A 16,136-nucleotide genomic window follows, 5' to 3' on the forward strand; every position below is an offset into this window, starting at 1 on the left:
TTGGAATCCTCGTCTGTGATTAGCGGTCAACCCCCGGTTGAGAAGCGTCCTTTAGTGTTGGCTGTAGACGACAATCCAGACAACTTAGAACTGCTGACACAAATACTCGATTTATTCGGCTGCGAGTGCGTGGGAGCAGTTGACGGGTACGCAGCTCTTTCAGCAGCAGTCGATCGACTTCCAGACCTAATCGTACTCGACATTTGCCTGCCGGATATAGACGGTATGGAAGTAGTAAAGCGCGTCCAACAAAACCCCGAGATCAGACATATTCCGATTGTTGCTGTCACAGCACTAGCAAAACCAGAAGACCGCGCTCGAATTCTCCAAGCCGGCTGCGTGGAATACCTTTCCAAACCTTTTAACATCAAAGATTTAGAAAGTGTTATCCGTCAGCATGTCAGCTCTCAAATGGTTTTGGTTGAGTTTTAGATTTATAATTAGAATCACGAACTTGAGGTGCAGAGTCCAAAATTGCGATCGTACCAGTGCGGCCTGTCTCCAAGGTCGCATCGCGGAGCAAATCAGTGACTCCCACGCCCAAAACCTTTTCGATTAATTCTTTCAGTGGCGATTCGAGAACAGATTCTAATTGTGTCCGCACCTGCAACGCCAAATCTTGCTGACCGTTCTGAGCCAGTAATTTTTCGGGTTGAGTAAGCCCATTTTCGACAACAATTATCAATTTGTTATCCAAAAGATTGCAGAGCGCCTGACTCGTTGGATGTCCGAGTTGAGAGCGGTACAAAGCTTGAATTCCCTGCGAAAGAGTCCGTTCTAATTTCCCCCGAGTAGGTTCTAAGGTTTCCCCTGTCATATTTTTTATTAAAACCATGAGAGATAAAAAAGACTGTGAGCAGTTAACAGTTAGCAGTTAAGTTAACTGTTAATTGCTAACTGCTAACTGTTAGAAATAACCGTCGCGTTAGCCGACAGTAACTTCATTAGTTTGCACCCCAGTGGCACCCTTAACACCTTTAGCAATTGTCACCAACTTGTTGACAATTTCCTGACTGGGAACTGTACCTTTGAGAACCACCGTAGTGCCAAGTTGAGCCACATAAACAGTCTCAATATCCGCAACATCTGGATTTGCATCGAAAGCTTGAGCCACCCGTTTAGCTAAACCGCTTTGATCGTATTCTCCATTCAAGCCCATGCGTTCCGGCGGGATTGTCTGAGCGCTCGCAGCAGGTTGAGCTTGAGCTTGAGATTGAGCTACAGGTGCTTGGTAAGCAGGAGCGTCAACAGTTTCTTGATTTTCAAGTTTTTCTAAACCAAACAATCTTTTTAGCCAGCCCATAGAGTTTGTCCTCCGACAAAGTTTGTGTTAATTGACGTGTTAATTGACTTGTTAATTCACGGTTGGCAAGTCGCCCTGTAATTGTTATTCTCAATACCAGGAATTACGATCGCACTCTTGGATGCAGAAACCGAGTTTTTTTACAAAAAAGTATCGTTACAGCCATCCACCTAGGTAGAAAAACCCGGTTTGTTGAGTTGGGTGCGCCCATCCTAAATACAATTTACTGTTGTACAACTGTGCCGATCATCTGCCTGGAGACATAATTCTCCCACTCTCAGACAAATACTTGCGCTGACCATTCCGGCAAATCAAACTTAAACCCTTCTTCCCCAACTTCTACTATTTTGTTAGACATCCACTCGTGCCAAGTTCCCGCCGGAAACTTAGGAATGCAGTAATCAGATAGATAAGTATCCGAAAAATTAGCGACAACTACTGCTCGCGTTCCCTCATCGCTCCAGCGATAGTAAGCCAGCACTTTGGATTCGGGATTTTCGTGGATAAATTCAATGTTTTCGGTATAAAGTGCCGGAATTTTTTCCCGCAGCCGAATCACGTGTTTGTAGTATTCCAACAACTCATGATTTGGCTGATTTTTCAACAAAGACCATTGCAGTTTATTCGGCTGGTTGGGAGTTTGCCCAGTGGATTGTCCAAACTCTTCGCCCATCCACAGCATCGGTATTCCTACTGCTGTCACTAACAAAACCGCTCCCAATTTAGCGCGTTTAAAAGCCGCTTCTTGAGCGATATCCCGAAAGCTGGCTTCGGCCAGCAAGTGGTCACGGTCGTGACTGGCTAAATAATTGATCACATTAGTTGTGTTTTGATAGCCTTGTTGTTTGGGTTCTAGAACTTGCTTGAGCTTTTCGATATCGAAAGTCTTCCCCGCCAGATTTTCTATGGCAAAAATGCGAAAACTTTCGTGCCAGCACCCGTCCATCGGCCCGTCTGCAGCGACGAGTTCGGGAAGTTCGGGAATGTGTTCTGCTATGTTGTAAAATGGCTTGTTACCGGCGGTTTTTTTCGCTTCACGAGTTATCCAGTGCAGGAAATCTCGATTGTCCAACTGCCGCACAGCATCGTAGCGAATGCCGTCGATATGATATTCTTGAATCCAGAAATTAACGACATCGCCGATGAATTTCCAAGCGGGACGAATGCCGAGTTTTGGGTCGAAATTTTCGTAGTTAAACTCCGGGCCCCAGTAGTTAGCGGGATCTTCGGGATAGTGTTTGTCGCGGTAGTACCAATAATTGCGATCGATTAGCAATAAGGGACATTCTTCATCGCAGTGGTTATAAATCCCGTCCAGAATCACCCGAATGCCCCGTCCGTGGCACTCGTCAATCAATTGCTTCAAATCTGCGGTTGCGCCGTAACTGGACTCTACGGCAAAGAAATCGCGGACTTTGTAGCCCCAGCTATAATCGCCCGGATATTCATTAACTGGCATTAGTTCGATCGCATTTATCCCCAAATCGCACAGATAATCTAATTTCTCCCTCACATGCTGGAATTTACTGCAACTGTCGGAACCATCTGGGGCGGAAAAATCAGCAACGTGCAGTTCGTAAACGACTAATTCTTCATTTTCGGGGAGTTTTTTGTCGTCGTGCTGCCAAACATAGGTATCAATAATTCGCGCGCCTGCTTTGATGCGAACTGTACTTGTATTAGTAGTGCGGTCAATTTCAGTCGCGTAGGGGTCATTGACTTCTACCCATTCGTCCGGTTCAAAACATGGACTTTGCGACTGAACTCGGAATTTGTATTGATACTTACCGTCTTCTAACTTAATGTTAGTGCGGAAATAACCTTTGTCATCTTTTTCTAAGACAACTTCTTCCCATTGGGAAAACGAGCCGAGCAGTGTAGCTGCTTTGTTGTTGGGAGCGAAGAGTTTGAATTCAATTGCAGCGGCCATGAATACCTTGTTTTCAGAACTTATAAGTTTGATTAGTATTGATTTTTACAATTGGGTAAATCTGTCGCCATCGTTCTTAAGAGTTAAACCTCTAACTCTTATTTTGTAAGGTACTTGGGGGCGCAGCCGGAAGATTTAGTAGTGCGAACCCTAGCGATTGAGTAAGGTACACCCCTAGGCACCCGGAAACCTGATTTTAATCAAAAATGTAGTGAAAGTAACTAAAAATTATTAAGCGCTGTTTATGAACAATAGTGCGGACTGTTTTGAGTTCGTAGTCTGAAAGCCTTGATTTTCCGTTGATAGCGAACTTGCCTTAGAGCCTTGAAACCCTTATTCTACGGTTGGCTATCAAAAACTGTCCGAAGTATTGTATGAAAAGTAATTTAACTTTTGATAACTAGATAAATCGTGGTGAAAATTTAACATTTGTAACTAAAGAAACATTTTTTACGCTACAGGAATAATACCGTAGAAAGATGTCATTTTATGCGGAAAGAGCGAGGATGAGCGTGTAATTATAGGGCAAGGGAAACCCGAACCATGAATCCTTTATTCAACTGGGTTTTCCCGCGACTTTAAGCCAAGTTTGAGCCGAGAATAGCAATGATTATTTTTGCTTATGTCTTGGGATTACTTGTTTTATAGTTTGTGACGGGTAAACTTTGTAGAACCTTTCATCAGCTTTAACGACTGCTGCTACCTCAGTAATTGGTAATTGGTGAAAATCTCATTCGTCCCTGTTACCCGTTAGATATTCCGAGCAGTGGCTCTAAGGCTCTAAAAGTTTAATGTGGGATGTTGGCGAATTACCGTTACTGTAAAACTCTGGAGTGTTAAAAATGCTAAAACAAATGTGTTGGTTGCCCAGATTGGGACGCAATGGAGAAAAGATATTGCACTTACGCACCGATGCCCGTCAGGGGTGGCGGCCTTATACAGCTTTTCCGCAGTTCGCTGTATCCGACTACCGGGAACCGGGCGGTTCTAAGGGATGGGCAACATATCAGAAGCTGAGAACTCAAGGGTGGAATTTAATATCGACTGCAGAAGGGCAGCAGTCGATTTTTGGCGAACAGAAAAGTGCTTAAAAAACCCGAAACCGCAGCAATAAAAGAAGAGGAAAAATCCTCTTCTTTTTATTACTTGTGGAGAGAGCAACTGGGTTTTTAACCATCCTACTTGCTAGAATGGGTAAGGTTTGCAGTGCTCACCTTAGATAATTTTAAGATGTTTGCCAGTTGCAAGTAAATTAGGCGATCGCCGTTTCCCTGTCTGCTGTAATTGCTAGGTTATGGAGCACCGGCTGGCGAGTTCTCAAGTTAAACCGGTATCCGTGGGGGAGGATGTGCAACTTGGCGCCGCAAATCGCCAAAGCCTCATCCTTCAAAAGTCCATCTACATTGTCGTGGAGTTTTTCCGACTCGTCGATGACAGTTACAGCGCTTTCGCCAATGACTTCCAACTCGTCACCGTGGACTAAAATAGCTGTATTTTCGTCAATACCAAATCCCAACACGGCCGGTTGCAGCAAGAGTGCCGAAACTAAGCGTCCCAGACGACCTCGTTGGGCGAAATGCTGGTCGATGACAACATCGGGGAGGAAACCCATTCCAGGGCCCATTGCTACCACATCAACGCGGGGATTTGTCTCGGAGTCTCCTTCAATAATCATCATGTCTGGCATCATTGCCGCGCCGGCACTGGTGCCGCCAATGATAATCCCTTCAGAGTAGCGTTTGTGCATCGCTGCGTCGAGTTTTGTGTCTTTCAAGCAGCTAATAATCCGCGCTTGATCTCCGCCGGTAAAGAATATGCCGGTCGCTTGTTCGATCGCTTCTAAATAATCTGGATTGTTGGCATCTTCCGGTTTCTGGGTGTCAACAACTCGCACATCTTGAGCGCCAAGTCGCTCAAACACTCGGATGTAATTATCTCCTACTTCTCCCGGCAGGCTTGTTGCAGCCGTCATCACTACAATGCGGGCTTTAGTTCCTCCGGCGCAGCGCAAGAATTCCCGCAGAATTTTGCAGTCCCCCTCTTTGTCTTCCGCGCCACCAATAATTAGCAACTTCCCCTGAATTTCGTTGCTCGCCATATTATCTCCACTTTTAATTTATTAAACTTCACTAAAACACAAAATTCCTTTTTCCGAAAACCGCCAAAAGGTATATATAGATACCAAAAACCTCTCAGACTTCTACCCCTGCAGGACGCACACAGCAAGGGTGATATGGGAGTTTACTCATCCTTGATGATCGACAGACAAAACAAACTTACCCCCCCTAACAGGAGATAGGGGGGGTCAACCAATGAGCTTAAATTACAGGGCCCACGCGCGCGCGGTGATCAATCCGGTTTCTGATCCGCTTCTTCGCTAATCCTCCTCTGATTGCTCGTAGAAATCGGATTGATGAGCGTAAGTCCTCAATTAGCCCGATCGCCCGTTAGTGCGATCGCTCGATCAAATTGCTCAATATGGTACTCGCCCGTTCTAAAGGGAGGTGCCTGGGTTTGCCGTTCCAGACAATCTGATATTCGTTGCTGTTTTGACCATCGCCGTAGCCAGAAATTAGCTTCCGGTGAAAGGCTTCCTCAGCTAAGTGGTGAACTTTGTCCCTGAGAGCAGTTTGTGCGATCTTCATAATTTGCTGCCTCTTAAATTTTCTTTCACTGTCATAAACAATTATAAGTACAGAGTGTACCTCTCAAAAGTTATAGCTTTTTTTTGGGAGGGGGGAAAGAAGTAGTCATTAGTCATAAGTGCTTAGTTATCTAGCCTTAGTCATCAATACTTAGTCATCAATACTTAGTCATGAATGCTTAGTCAGATGTTGAAGGAAGAAGGAATATTTTCCCACTCTCCCCCTCTCCCATCTCCCCTACTTTCCCACTCCCCCACTCCCCCACTCCCCCCACTCTCGCAATGCTGAGGCAGAATTGGCCGGAGTATTTGTCTCAACTGAGCAGTGCAATAATATCTATGCCCGCAGGTAGTATCCCATGCACCGACTATAAAGCTAACGTAAAAAATTAGCTCAAAGGAGGTTAGAAAATGCTGCAAGAAAAAAGCACAGAAACAGCACGCATCAATGCTCGAAAAACCGATATTTTTGATGTTTTCAATTTCAAACACTATATGGGGCCAAACCCTTATTTAGACACCGCGGCTTTAGTTTTTGATTTAGCGGTGACGGGCGCGAGCGAACCTTTGCCGATCGCACATTACCAGGAAATTATTGGCGATCGCTACCCGCAACTGCTGCACGAAACTTTCTCCAACCATGCCCAACTGTTCGCTCGTACCGCCTCAGAAGTAGCAAAACTCGACATGGGTTTGCACTTCCAACACTGGAACATCAAGCCGTTTTCTCACTTTCACAGAATCAGCATAGAAGCAGTTCACGCCCGCAGCGCCAGAGCCGTAGTTTACGCTGTTTGGGATTGGTTTGAAGCCATCAATCAAAATCAAGACTTTCCCTTGGAATCACACATAGACGCGCTGCAAAATATGTTCCGGCAGTCAGTTTACGGAGGCCCGACAGTTTATTCATTAATGCGATCGGCATCTCAAAAAGGCATTCCCGTATTTTATTTGTGGGATGAAGGATTGATGCAATACGGGTACGGCAAAAAACTTGTTCGCGGCTCTGCAACTACTTTTGATTCTGACAGCCATTTAGACTCAGATTTTACCACGCGCAAAGACGATTGTAAAGCTTTTCTCGCTACATTAGGATTTCCTGTCCCCAAAGGCGATATCGTCTCCACAGAAAGCGGAGCTCTGGCAGTTGCTAAAGACATTGGCTATCCAGTTGCTGTCAAACCAGTAGTCGGTCATAAAGGAATTGGCGTCACAGCAGATGTCCGAGATGGTGAGGAATTGCAGGCCGCTTTTAAAAGAGCTGTTAAGGCAATTCCCGAAACAGAGCCGGTGCGAATAATTGTGGAAAACAGCATCAAAGGATCGGATTTTAGGATGTTGTGCGTTGATGGCAAATTTGTGTCGGCAACTGAACGCCGACCTGCTTGGGTAACAGGTGATGGCGACTCAACAATTCGCGAATTGATCCGCCGTGAAAACCGCAAATCCCAACGTTTGGATACGCCAACTTCGGCCCTGAGCAAAATTCAGTCCGACGAAGCGATGGAGATGTATCTGGCAGAACAAGGGCTGTCATTGGATAGTGTCCTAGAGCGCGATCGCATTGTGTATCTCCGCAAAGTCGCTAATCTTTCCGCAGGCGGCGTCAGCATCGACGCTACCCGCAATATTCACCCGGATAACATTGTTTTGGCTCAAGATATCGCCCTACATTTTCGGTTAGCTTGTTTGGGGGTTGATGTGGTAACAGAAACTCTCGCCAAATCTTGGAAAACAGGCAATTTTGGGATTCTCGAAATCAATGCCGCGCCGGGAATTTTTATGCACCTAAACCCGGCTGTCGGGGAGGGTGTTGATGTGCCTTCGCATATTATCGAAACTTTCTTTGACTCGGGAAAATCCGCCAGAATTCCGATTATTACTTTCAACCGAATTTCGGTGCACGATCTGCAAGAAACAATCGACCACATTCTATTGCAGCATCCCGATTGGACGATCGGTGCTGTTTGTCGTGGGGGACTTTTTGTCAACCGTTCTGAGAAAGTTTTGAATAACAATTACAATCTTAACGTGCAAAGTTTGCTGCGGAATCCCAAGCTCGATTTGTTAATTGCTGAATATCCCGGAAATATTTTGGAAGCTGAGGGAATGTTTTATCGGGGGAGCAATATGGTGGTGCTGGACAATCCGGGGGAAACAGAGATGATGTTGGTCAGAGAAAGCACGGATGATGATACTGTTGTGGTGAGGGAAGGAAATAGTATTTCTATTCGCCGCCAAGGGTTGATCGAACAGTATACTCTGGGGGATGATGAACCGTTTACACGGGTTTATTTGAAGGAAATAGGGACTGTTTTGTAAGCTATTCCACATTTAAGTTGGCTTTATAGGGCGGGTATTGAGTACCCGCCCCACCCGATAAAGGCTTTTTCTCGTTCGCGGGTGCTTCCGGGGCAGGAACTTGGGGAGCGCGCAGATTGGAGCTCGCTTCGTTACACTTAGTTACAATTGGTTTCAATTCCTCAGCCGTGGATGCACTATTGGTAAAAAACCCGGTTTCTTCCCAGGTTTCTCGTTCCCAAATCAATATTTTCGTAGAAATTCGGTTGATCGGGGTAAGTCATATTCCTGCTATCATAAGTTTTTAGACAATCTGGTTTGTGCGCTGTCGATCGTGCTATCAAGGAAATTCACAAGTCCTTAAACGAATTGCACTCCGGTGGCAGAAGGTGTGGGAATATGAATGTTGCGAGCAATTGGTTTAATTCGCTGACCGAAAGTTTACTGTCGCACCGTCGCTACATTCCAGCAGTGCTGACTCTTTGCACCGGTACGAGTTTGTCATTGGCAGCAGCAGCCGTCGTGTGGCATTCGGAAAACCAACGAATGCAAGCTGAATTTCATCAGCAAGCCGATCGCCTGAATGTGGCATTGCAGCAAAGCATCAACAAAAATTTAGAATTTCTGTACTCACTTGAAGCATTCTACAGCGCATCTACTGAAGTTACAAGACAAGATTTTAAGCAATTCACTCAACCTGCACTCGCCCGAAATACTGCTATACATTCTGTTAACTGGATTCGGCGCGTGCCGATGGCCCAAAAAGCAGCTTACGAACGGAGAATTCGAGCCGAAGGTTTTCCGGCATTTCAAATTTACGAGCGAACTCCTGACAAAAAGCAGGTCAAAGCAAAAGTGCGATCGGAATACTTTCCAATTATTTACAGAGAAGCATTAGAAGAAGATAACAAAGTGATCGGTTTTGATGTTGCCTCCAGCCCCGAGCGCAAAACAGCTTTAGAGAAATCGGTGAATACCGGGAAAATAGCGGCTTCCGCGCGGATTAGATTAGTCAGCAACAATCAACCGGGATTGCAAGTATTTCTACCAGTACCCCGCCGCACAACTTCTGCTGATAACTCGGTCAACGGCCGCCAAAACCTCATGGGAGTTATTGCGGGTCTGTTTCAGATCACCAGTATGGTCGATTCTTCTTTAGAATCGCTGAATTTAGACAAGATTAATTTTTACCTCTATGACAACTCTGCTATAGAGAAAGAACGCTTTCTGGTGCGCTACGACTCACAAGCTAAGCAGTTGATAGATAACCCAAAACACGAAAAGCCAGAGTTAACTAATTTGCGGGGAAAAATCTGTCAAAATCCTAGTGCTTGCACTCGCTTATTTAACGTAGCAGACCGCCAGTGGAAACTGTTAGTTTTGCCTGGAAAGGGGTACAACAGTATGAGGACGCATCAGGGTTCGCTGGCAATTGGCGCGATCGGGCTATTGATGACTGGCAGCTTGACGATTTACCTGTTGATGTCTCTAGAACGTACTGCAAAAGTAGAACAGCAAGTGTACGATCGTACAATTCAACTAAAACAGCGCACCGCTGAACTAGAAACAGCACTAAAAAATTTGCAGGCAGCTCAATTTAAACTAATCCAAACTGAAAAAATGTCCAGCTTGGGGCAGTTAGTGGCTGGAGTTGCCCACGAAATTAACAATCCTGTCAACTTCATCTCTGGCAACCTGATCCATACAGGTGCATATACGCGAAACTTACTGGAACTTGTGGAAATATACCAGCAGCAATATCCGAACCCAACGCCCGAAGTGCAAGCGAAACTCCAAGAGATTGATTTGGAGTTTATCAGTGAAGACTTGCCTAAAATCCTAAAATCTATGAATATGGGAGCAGAACGCATCCGCCAAATCGTCCTTTCTCTGCGGAATTTTTCACGTTTAGATGAAGCTGAAATGAAGTCTGTTGACATTCACCAAGGCATTGACAGCACCTTGATGATTTTGGATAGTCGGCTGAAACCCCAACCTGGTTTTCCGGGCATTCAAGTCATCAAAGAATACGGAAATTTGCCCTTAGTGGAGTGCTGGGCGGGACAATTGAATCAGGTATTTATGAATGTTTTGAGCAATGCCATTGATGTTTTAGATGAAGAAAAAAGTAAATTTTTACCTAATGGTAAAACTTCCTATGATTCGGCTTTTTTACCTAAGATTAGGATTCGCACTGAACTTTTAAGTTCTAATTGTGTATGCGTGCGAATCGCTGACAACGGAACGGGGATGACGGAGAATGTCAAAAAACGTTTGTTTGATCCGTTTTTTACTACCAAGCCTGTAGGCAAAGGTACTGGCTTGGGATTGTCGATCGGCTATCAAATAGTGGACAAACACCAAGGTTCGCTCAGGTGCGTATCGGCTCCGGGAGAGGGAACTGAATTCTGGATTGAGGTGCCGGTGCGACAACAGTCTAAGCAATCTGTTTCTAAGGTTTTACCTGCGGTAGGTGTCAATCGATTTTAGATTTTAGATTTTAGATTTTAGAGGCGACCCCACGGATAAATACGTTCGGCAAGTTTCATCGGATATAAGTTTTTTATTTCTTCATAGATTAATCTGGGGGCTTGTATCCTGGATGCTTTCGGTCAATTGGAATTAGCGGAACAAATCTCGCTTCTAGCGGAGTCTTTCTGGGAGCATCTCAATGAAAGCAGCCCAGCTATAAATTGGAGACAGGAGGCAGGAGATAGGAGGCCGGAGGGGGCAGGGGGCAGAAGGCAGGAGGGGGCAGGGGGCAGAAGGCAGGAGGCAGGAGGCAGGAGGAAAGAGGAAGAAGAAAGGAGGCAGAAGGAAGGAGCCAGAAGAAGTGTTTTTACAAATAGGAGATGCTCCCTAATTCCTGTTTAGAAAAGGTGAACTATCCGCACTCTACTTTGGAAAGGTGCGATGTCGCACTCTACTTTCAACGGTTAACAGTCAACTGTTAACAGTTAACAGTTAACAGTTAACAGTCAACAGTCAACTATTATAGTTATTAGCAAGCGCGTGCTAATTCCCACTGGAATACTGCCGAAAACAAATATCTGGGGTTTTAGCCGTCGTGACAATTTATAATTGTAGCGATGCCAGATTACCAATTATTAACTACGATGTCTTTACAATTTATTAGCATTCCGCCAAAAACCGATCGCAAACCTGTCGCTTTGGTTGTCGCTTTGCATGGATGGGGTGCTAATGCTCGCGATTTGACTTCCTTAGCACCCTTTTTCAATTTGCCGGATTATCAGTTTATGTTTCCCGATGCCCCCTTTCCCCATCCCCAGGTAACGAGTGGCAAAGCGTGGTATAACCTTCAAAGCAAAGACGCTCAGGGATTGGTAGAAAGCCGGCAATTGCTGAGGGAATTTTTGCTGTCTTTGGAAAGCAGCACGGGCGTGCCTTTGTCTCGCACAATTTTAGGCGGCTTTTCTCAAGGTGGAGCGATGACTCTAGATGTGGGATTGACTTTGCCCGTAGCCGGTTTAATTTGTCTGAGCGGTTATTTACACCAGATTTCGCCAGTTGCTGGGAGTGCTTTGCCACCTGTTTTAATCGTACACGGTACTCAAGATACTATTGTGCCCATTAGTGCTGCTGTGCGATCGCGCGAGAGTTTGACGGCTTGGGGAGCTGCGGTGCAGTATCGAGAATTTAACATGGGACACGAGATTCTGCCGGAAGTTATAGAGGTAATGCGAAGTTTTGTTGTAGAAACTGTGTCGAAATCTGATTAAAGGTTTAGTATATAGTATGGCGGAAGTCTCGGGCAGGGGAAAAAAATGAAAACTTTAACCAAAGCATCGCGCGATATAGCTGTACTTACTTCTCAGGACGTGGCAGAATTGGCTGTCCGTTTGGAAGTTGACGATTATACAGATCCTTTTGAGGGATTGAATGATTGGCATTTGTTGCGATCGCTTGCTTTTCAGCGGCCGGAGCTGGTTGAACCTTATCTCCACCTTCTGGATATGGAAGCCTACGACGAAGCATAGACTGAAAAATCTAGCTCAAAAATTTCGACGGAATTGAGGAAGAAGTTAGCAGCATATTTGGTTGCAGATTAAACAGATGAATTAGAGATTTGAGTCTGTTTTTATCTTAATTTCTTTCTTGATTCTTTTTTATGAAAAAATGACACCCGTTTCCAAAAAGAATGTGAATGTAGGCCAGCTCTCAACCCTGGTATTCATCAGTCATTCCCAATTTAAAATCTAAAATCTAAAATCTAAAATCTAAAATGGTATGACATGAAGGGCAGACGAATTTTAATCGGCGTTAGTGGCGGGATTGCGGCTTACAAAGTTTGCGAAGTAGTTTCAACTTTAGCGAAAGCTGGAGCGGAAGTTAAAGCTATTCTTACTGATGCGGCCGATGAGTTTGTAACGCCTTTGACTTTTGCTACTCTCTGCCGCCATCCTGCTTTTACTGACAAAGATTTTTGGCAACCAAGTCACGGGCGCCCCCTGCATATTCAACTGGGAGAATGGGCGGAAGTTTTTGTAATTGCTCCCCTGACAGCTAATACTTTGGCTAAGTTGGCGGGGGGTTTTGCTGATAATTTGCTGACTAATACTGTCTTAGCTTCTAATTGCCCAATTTTGCTGGCACCGGCGATGAATACGGATATGTGGGAACAGCCGGCGGTGCAGCGGAATTGGCGGGAAGTGTTGAGTTATCGGCGCTATCATGCTGCGAATCCGGGGGCGGGAATGCTGGCGTGCGATCGCGCGGGTGTCGGCCGGATGGCAGAACCTGATGAGATTTTGCCTCATATTGAATCGCTGTTGTATGCGAAGGGCGATCGAGATTTAGCGGGGCTTCGGGTGTTGATCAGTGCGGGAGGAACGCGGGAACACCTCGATCCGGTGCGGTTTATCGGCAATCCTTCCAGCGGCAAAATGGGCATAGCTTTGGCGCAAGCTGCACAGCACCGCGGCGCTACAGTGACGCTGGTACACAGTATAACTGGCGAATTGCCGCTGTCAGGTGTGCGGGCGATCGCAGTTGCGAGTGCAGAAGAAATGCGGCAGGCGATGCTGCAATGCTTTCACGAGGCGGATTTGACAGTGATGGCGGCGGCGGTAGCAGATGTGAAGCCGGCTGAGTACAGTAGTGAGAAATTGCCGAAGCGATCGCTCCCGAATTGTTTACCGTTGGCACCGGTAGCGGATATTGTGGCAGAGTTGGGAAAATTGAAACAGCCGCATCAAAAATTAATCGGGTTTGCAGCACAAACTGGGGATATTGTCAAGCCTGCTTTGGAGAAATTGCGGGCGAAGAAACTCGATGTAATTGCCGCAAACCCGATCGATCAAATAGGTGCTGGTTTCGGCAGCAATACCAATCAAGCAATATTAATTAATGCCGCCGGCAAGCAAGTAGAAATAGCACCTTGCAGCAAGCTAGAAATGGCTCACCGATTGTTAGATTTTGTGAGGGAAGGGTGAGGGCGATCGAACTGCGATGATATTACCAATTGCGGATTTGTCGCTGGGCGGGGCGGGTTTTTGAGATGGTAGGTTTCTAACATAAATGGTTGGTAAAACCCGCCCCTACAAATGTCTGTAGGGGCGGGTTCACCAATAATATTTAATACCCGCAAACAATTTATATAAACCCGCCCCCACACAACCAATAATCTAAATTAACCTTTACTGCGATCGAAATGAAATATTTTTCGCCTTGTGGGGGCGGGTTTTTGAGATGGTAGGTTTCTAACATAAATGGTTGGTAAAACCCGCCCCTACAAATGTCTGTAGGGGCGGGTTCACCAATAATATTTAATACCCGCAAACAATTTATATAAACCCGCCCCCACACAACCAATAATCTAGATTAACCTTTACTGCGATCGAAATAAGGGTACAATCTGCTAGAAATTAGCTGGTTCGGGCGATAATTCTGATTCCCCAAAATCAGTTGATTCCGAGTCAGCCGACAACTCAGTATCTGCGACAGTAATTTCTAGTTTAAATCCTAATGCTTCGAGCAATTCTACTAAACTGTAAATTTCCGAACCGCCGCTTTCAGTCAGCATCTTATCGAGTTTTTCGTGATGCTCTTTTGCTGACTCCGAAAGAGCATTCATCCTGATTTTAGCCTCAATCACATTTCTGATGGCATTTCTCAAAAGTGCGGGTTCAGGGTCTTTTTCTTCCAAAATAGCCCCGATGTAACCAGCAGCTTCTTCAGCCTCTTTGAGAGATTCAATTAGGTACTCGCGGTAGCTATGACTTGTCGGTGCTTTCACGTCTTTCATAATCTTTCCAGTATGCTATGGCTTGTCGAATATCTTGTTCTTGAGTGCTTTTATCTCCGGCTACCAGGATGACCACCACTGTCAACCCAACTTGTCCGAAGTAGACGCGGTAGCCCGGGCCATAATTAATTCTGAGCTCAAAAACTCCTTCTCCTACTGACTTGATATCTCCGAGATTGCCTTGTTGAACTCGGTCAAGCCTAGACTTGATTCTAACTCTGACTTTCCGATCGCGGACGGAATCAAGCCATTCGTCGAAAGGAAATTTGCCATCTGATGTACCGTAACTTGTAATTTCCCTGGGTTGTACTTCCATAATTTTATCGCACTTGCTCGGCAATTTCTATCGTAAGTGCGATGACAGTGCATTAAGTGGGCAAATAAATCATACTTAAGACAGAGGTATTCGAGCGACAAAATAGTAAACCTTGTTTGAGGAAACAAAGTTTAAATCAAACAGGGCATTGTGAATGAATTTTAAATCGATCGCAAAAACCAATCTACTATTCGGCAGCCTGATAATTAGCCTCGGATTGCAAGCACTTCCAGCAGCAGCACAAGCAGTCACCGACGCGCAAGTTTCCGCCCTTGTAGAAGCGCTGCGACAAGCCGCCCCCCCACAAGCCGCAAATGACGGAATGTACAGTCAGTGGCAAGTTTTACCGAACAATATTTCCCGCTGGGCCAAATTCTGTACCAAACAAGATTTAACACCCCAACAATTTGAGGCTGACGCGACAAAAGCCAAATCAATTGTTACCTGTATCGTGGGCGATTTGCTGCGCGACGAATACAAAGCTAGCAGCAACAATGAATTAACCGCTGTACGCCGCGCCGCTTGCTGGTGGATGACAGGGGACTCCGCAGCTTGTAAAAGTGGCGCAACTGCTACTTATGCCGATAAAGTTATCAGCGTTTACCAGAAGCAGCAACCTAAAAAGTAAAGTTGGTTCTGACGGAATTTAGATTTTTTTGACCGCAGATGGACGCAGATTAACGCAGATGAATGGCGAGGGGTTTCATTCCCCCATCGCCAATTCATCTTCTTTTAAAGTAACTGTTAGCCTAAATCCTAACGCATCCAATAACGCGATCAAAGTGTAAATTTCAGAAGCGCCACTTTCCGAAAGCATTTTATCGAGTTTCTCGTGATGTACTTTAGCTTGCTTTGAAAGATTGTTCGCCAGCAAACGTGCATCAATTACGTCTTGAATTTCCGCCCGCAGCATTTGAGAATCCGGTGATTCTGCTTCTAAAGCCACACTAAGGTAAGCCGCAGCTTCGGCGGGGTTTTTGAGAGATTCAATTAGTGCGTTGAGCCAGCTATCACTGGTTTGCGCTATCACGTTCTTCATATTCTGCCCAATACTCCTTAGCCTTGAGAATGTCTCTATCTTGAGTGCTTTTATCGCCCCCGCAGAGGAGAAGCACAATTGTTAATCCGATTTGTCCGAAGTAGACGCGGTAGCCGGGGCCCCAGTCAATTCTAAGTTCAAAAACCCCTCCTCCTACTGAGCGATAATCTCCCAGGTTGCCAAGACTTACTCGTCTTAGCCTATTGTTAATTTTAGCTCTCGTATTGCGATCGCGCAGGGAATCTATCCACTCGGCAAAAGGAACTCTGCCATCACTTATAATATAACGCCGAATTTCCCTCGGTTGTACTTCCATGATTTTTGTGAAATATACATAT

18 protein-coding genes are annotated in these 16,136 nt (G+C 45.4%); 8 read left to right on the top strand and 10 right to left on the bottom strand.

Annotated elements, in window-relative coordinates:
- Positions 1-432 (top strand): response regulator, encoded by a 432-nt coding sequence (locus QUB10_RS14570; protein WP_333203137.1) that lies wholly within the window; start codon positions 1-3, stop codon positions 430-432.
- On the opposite strand, the gene QUB10_RS14575 is transcribed toward QUB10_RS14570, so the two are convergent.
- From QUB10_RS14575 to QUB10_RS14585, 3 genes are all read right to left on the bottom strand, one after another.
- Positions 401-817, bottom strand: coding sequence for a DUF2294 domain-containing protein (locus tag QUB10_RS14575; protein WP_333203139.1), 417 nt, complete (start codon positions 815-817; stop codon positions 401-403). The genes QUB10_RS14570 and QUB10_RS14575 overlap by 32 nt on opposite strands.
- 108 nt (positions 818-925) lie before the next feature.
- Complete coding sequence (locus QUB10_RS14580) at positions 926-1,303, bottom strand: BON domain-containing protein (RefSeq protein ID WP_333203141.1); 378 nt, start codon at positions 1,301-1,303, stop codon at positions 926-928.
- A 277-nt stretch (positions 1,304-1,580) separates the two neighbouring features.
- On the bottom strand, positions 1,581-3,233 hold the full coding sequence (locus tag QUB10_RS14585) for an alpha-amylase family glycosyl hydrolase (protein WP_333203143.1): 1,653 nt from the start codon (positions 3,231-3,233) through the stop codon (positions 1,581-1,583).
- A gap of 842 nt (positions 3,234-4,075) precedes the next feature.
- Between QUB10_RS14585 and QUB10_RS14590 the strand changes: the two genes are divergently transcribed.
- Complete coding sequence (locus QUB10_RS14590) at positions 4,076-4,324, top strand: hypothetical protein (protein ID WP_333145102.1); 249 nt, start codon at positions 4,076-4,078, stop codon at positions 4,322-4,324.
- Between the two features lie 161 nt (positions 4,325-4,485).
- Here the strand turns inward: QUB10_RS14590 and QUB10_RS14595 are convergent, their stop codons facing one another.
- Positions 4,486-5,331: a cyanophycinase gene (locus tag QUB10_RS14595; protein WP_333203145.1), complete on the bottom strand. Its 846-nt coding sequence runs from the start codon at positions 5,329-5,331 to the stop codon at positions 4,486-4,488.
- A 349-nt stretch (positions 5,332-5,680) separates the two neighbouring features.
- The gene (locus QUB10_RS14600) at positions 5,681-5,878 is read right to left on the bottom strand and encodes a hypothetical protein (RefSeq protein WP_006632734.1); all 198 of its coding nucleotides are present in this window, start codon (positions 5,876-5,878) and stop codon (positions 5,681-5,683) included.
- Positions 5,879-6,288: 410 nt separating this feature from the next.
- Here QUB10_RS14600 and QUB10_RS14605 point away from each other — a divergent pair, with 410 nt between their 5' ends.
- Positions 6,289-8,199, top strand: coding sequence for an ATP-binding protein (locus QUB10_RS14605; protein ID WP_333203147.1), 1,911 nt, complete (start codon positions 6,289-6,291; stop codon positions 8,197-8,199).
- Between the two features lies 1 nt (position 8,200).
- Here QUB10_RS14605 and QUB10_RS14610 read toward each other — a convergent pair whose 3' ends face one another.
- Positions 8,201-8,425 carry a hypothetical protein gene (locus QUB10_RS14610; RefSeq protein WP_333203148.1) on the bottom strand — a complete coding sequence of 75 codons (225 nt, stop codon included), beginning with the start codon at positions 8,423-8,425 and terminating at the stop codon, positions 8,201-8,203.
- Positions 8,426-8,577: 152 nt separating this feature from the next.
- Here QUB10_RS14610 and QUB10_RS14615 point away from each other — a divergent pair, with 152 nt between their 5' ends.
- From QUB10_RS14615 to coaBC, 4 genes are all read left to right on the top strand, one after another.
- The gene (locus QUB10_RS14615) at positions 8,578-10,668 is read left to right on the top strand and encodes a CHASE domain-containing protein (protein WP_333203150.1); all 2,091 of its coding nucleotides are present in this window, start codon (positions 8,578-8,580) and stop codon (positions 10,666-10,668) included.
- Positions 10,669-11,294: 626 nt separating this feature from the next.
- Positions 11,295-11,918, top strand: coding sequence for an alpha/beta hydrolase (locus tag QUB10_RS14620; protein ID WP_333203152.1), 624 nt, complete (start codon positions 11,295-11,297; stop codon positions 11,916-11,918).
- A 45-nt stretch (positions 11,919-11,963) separates the two neighbouring features.
- Complete coding sequence (gene isiD, locus QUB10_RS14625) at positions 11,964-12,176, top strand: protein IsiD (protein ID WP_006632739.1); 213 nt, start codon at positions 11,964-11,966, stop codon at positions 12,174-12,176.
- 255 nt (positions 12,177-12,431) lie between these two features.
- Positions 12,432-13,631, top strand: coding sequence for a bifunctional phosphopantothenoylcysteine decarboxylase/phosphopantothenate--cysteine ligase CoaBC (coaBC, locus tag QUB10_RS14630; protein WP_333203154.1), 1,200 nt, complete (start codon positions 12,432-12,434; stop codon positions 13,629-13,631).
- A gap of 425 nt (positions 13,632-14,056) precedes the next feature.
- On the opposite strand, the gene QUB10_RS14635 is transcribed toward coaBC, so the two are convergent.
- Together QUB10_RS14635 and QUB10_RS14640 are read right to left on the bottom strand one after the other, a co-directional pair.
- A complete protein-coding gene (locus QUB10_RS14635) occupies positions 14,057-14,443 on the bottom strand; it encodes a transcriptional regulator (protein ID WP_333203156.1) in 387 nt (128 codons plus the stop codon).
- Positions 14,412-14,759 (bottom strand): type II toxin-antitoxin system RelE/ParE family toxin, encoded by a 348-nt coding sequence (locus tag QUB10_RS14640; RefSeq protein ID WP_333203158.1) that lies wholly within the window; start codon positions 14,757-14,759, stop codon positions 14,412-14,414. Before QUB10_RS14640 ends, QUB10_RS14635 begins: the two co-directional genes overlap by 32 nt.
- A 154-nt stretch (positions 14,760-14,913) precedes the next feature.
- On the opposite strand from QUB10_RS14640, the gene QUB10_RS14645 reads away from it, so the two are divergent.
- Positions 14,914-15,387 (top strand): hypothetical protein, encoded by a 474-nt coding sequence (locus QUB10_RS14645; protein WP_333203160.1) that lies wholly within the window; start codon positions 14,914-14,916, stop codon positions 15,385-15,387.
- Positions 15,388-15,462: 75 nt separating this feature from the next.
- Here QUB10_RS14645 and QUB10_RS14650 read toward each other — a convergent pair whose 3' ends face one another.
- Positions 15,463-15,798 (bottom strand): transcriptional regulator, encoded by a 336-nt coding sequence (locus QUB10_RS14650; protein ID WP_333203162.1) that lies wholly within the window; start codon positions 15,796-15,798, stop codon positions 15,463-15,465.
- On the bottom strand, positions 15,770-16,114 hold the full coding sequence (locus QUB10_RS14655) for a type II toxin-antitoxin system RelE/ParE family toxin (protein WP_333203164.1): 345 nt from the start codon (positions 16,112-16,114) through the stop codon (positions 15,770-15,772). Before QUB10_RS14655 ends, QUB10_RS14650 begins: the two co-directional genes overlap by 29 nt.
- Positions 16,115-16,136 lie beyond the last annotated feature (22 nt).

It is taken from the genome of Microcoleus sp. B5-D4 (genome assembly GCF_036705145.1).
Taxonomy (GTDB): Bacteria; Cyanobacteriota; Cyanobacteriia; order Cyanobacteriales; family Microcoleaceae; genus Microcoleus.